General features: G+C 73.1%; 2 protein-coding genes. Both read right to left on the minus strand.

The window, feature by feature from the left end; translation table 11 throughout:
- A partial coding sequence (locus QQK43_RS23040) for an AAA family ATPase (protein WP_284309618.1) occupies positions 1–385 on the minus strand: 385 nt, incomplete at its 3' end.
- A partial coding sequence (locus QQK43_RS23045) for a cobaltochelatase subunit CobN (RefSeq protein ID WP_284309619.1) occupies positions 382–1,716 on the minus strand: 1,335 nt, incomplete at its 5' end. The genes QQK43_RS23045 and QQK43_RS23040, both read right to left, overlap by 4 nt.

Raw genomic sequence — 1,716 nt, forward strand, 5'->3', positions numbered from 1 at the left:
CGTCGGGCAGCAGGTTCACTTCGTCCACGTACAGCACACCGCCGTGCGCGCGGGCCAGCAGGCCGGGGGCCAGGCGCACCTGGCCGTCGCGCAGCGCGTCTTCGAGGCTGAGCGTGCCCACCACCTGCTCCACGCTGGCGGCCAGCGGCAGGCTCACGAAAGGCGCACCGGGCAGCAGCGCGGCCAGGGCACGGGCGGCGGTGGATTTGGCCGTGCCGCGCGGGCCGCTGATGAGCACGCCGCCGATGCCGGGGTCCACCGCGGCCAGCAGCAGCGCCTGCTGCAGCGCCCCCTGGCCGATGAGCGCGGCGAAGGGAAAGACCGTGTCGCTGGCGGGATGCAGTTCGGGAACGGGGGCGGAAACGGTGGCGGCAATGGGGGTCATGTCGAGGGTCCTTCGCCCGGGTTTTCCAGGCGGTGTTCCAGGGCCAGCAGGTGGTCTTCGATGCGTTCGCGGTGCTCGCCGGGCGCCTGCCACAGGCCGCGCTGCATGGCATCGAGCAGGCGCTCGCCGATGCGGCGCAGCGCCTGCGGGTTGTGCCGCTCCAGAAAGGCACGGTTGTCGGGGTCGTGCAGATAGGTGTCGGCCACCAGCGCGTACTGGTGGTCGCCGATGAGGCCGGTGGTGGCGTCGAAGGCGAACAGGTAGTCCACCGTGGCGGCCATCTCGAACGCGCCCTTGTAGCCGTGGCGCTGCACGCCTGCGATCCATTTGGGGTTGACCACGCGGGCGCGCACCACGCGCGCCAGTTCTTCACCCAGACTGCGGATGCGTGGCACGCCGGGCGTGCTGAAGTCACCGTGGTAGAGCGCGACCGGCGCGCCGCCCAGGTGTTCCACCGCCGCCGCCATGCCGCCCTGGAACTGGTAGTAGTCGTCGGAGTCGAGGATGTCGTGTTCGCGGTTGTCCTGGTTGTGCAGCACCGCGTCGAGCCCGGCCAGCCGGCGCTCGAAACTCTCGCGCGCGGCGGCGCCGTGCGCGCCCTGGCCGTAGGCAAAGGCGCCTGCCCGCAGGTAGGCCTGGGCGATGTCGTCGCCCCCCTGCCAGCGGCCGCTGTCGATCAGTTCCTGAAGGCCGGTGCCGTAACCGCCGGGGCGCGGGCCGAACACGCGCCAGGTGGCCTGGCGCCGGGCGGCGGCTTCGTCCAGGCCCCGCGCCCGCGCTTCGGCCGCTTCGCGCTGCACGCGCGCGCGCACCGGGTTCACGTCGTCGGGTTCGTCGTCGGCGCTGATCGCCGCCACCGCGCGCACCGCCGTGTCGAACAGATCGATGACGTTCGGGAAGGCATCGCGGAAAAAGCCCGAGATCCGCAGCGTCACGTCGACCCGCGGCCGGTTGGCGATGGCCATGGGCAGCACCTCGATGTCGACCACGCGGTGGCTGCCGGGCGCCCACCGGGGGCGCACACCGAGCAGGGCCAGCGCCTGGGCGATGTCTTCGCCGCCGCTGCGCATGGTGCTGGTGCCCCAGACCGACAGGCCGACCGACGCCGGAAAGGCGCCGTGGTCCTGCAGGTGGCGCTGAATCACCCGGTCGGCCGCCAGCGCGCCCATGGCGTAGGCGGTGGGCGTGGGCACGGCGCGGGTGTCGACGGCGTAGAAGTTGCGGCCCGTGGGCAGCACGTCGGGCCGGCCGCGCGAGGGCGCGCCGCTGGGGCCCGGTGGCACGAAGCGGCCTTGCAGGCCGCGCAGCAGTTGCGCCATTTCCTGCGGGCC

This window comes from Hydrogenophaga electricum, from assembly GCF_030160815.1.
GTDB lineage: Bacteria > Pseudomonadota > Gammaproteobacteria > Burkholderiales > Burkholderiaceae_C > Hydrogenophaga > Hydrogenophaga electricum.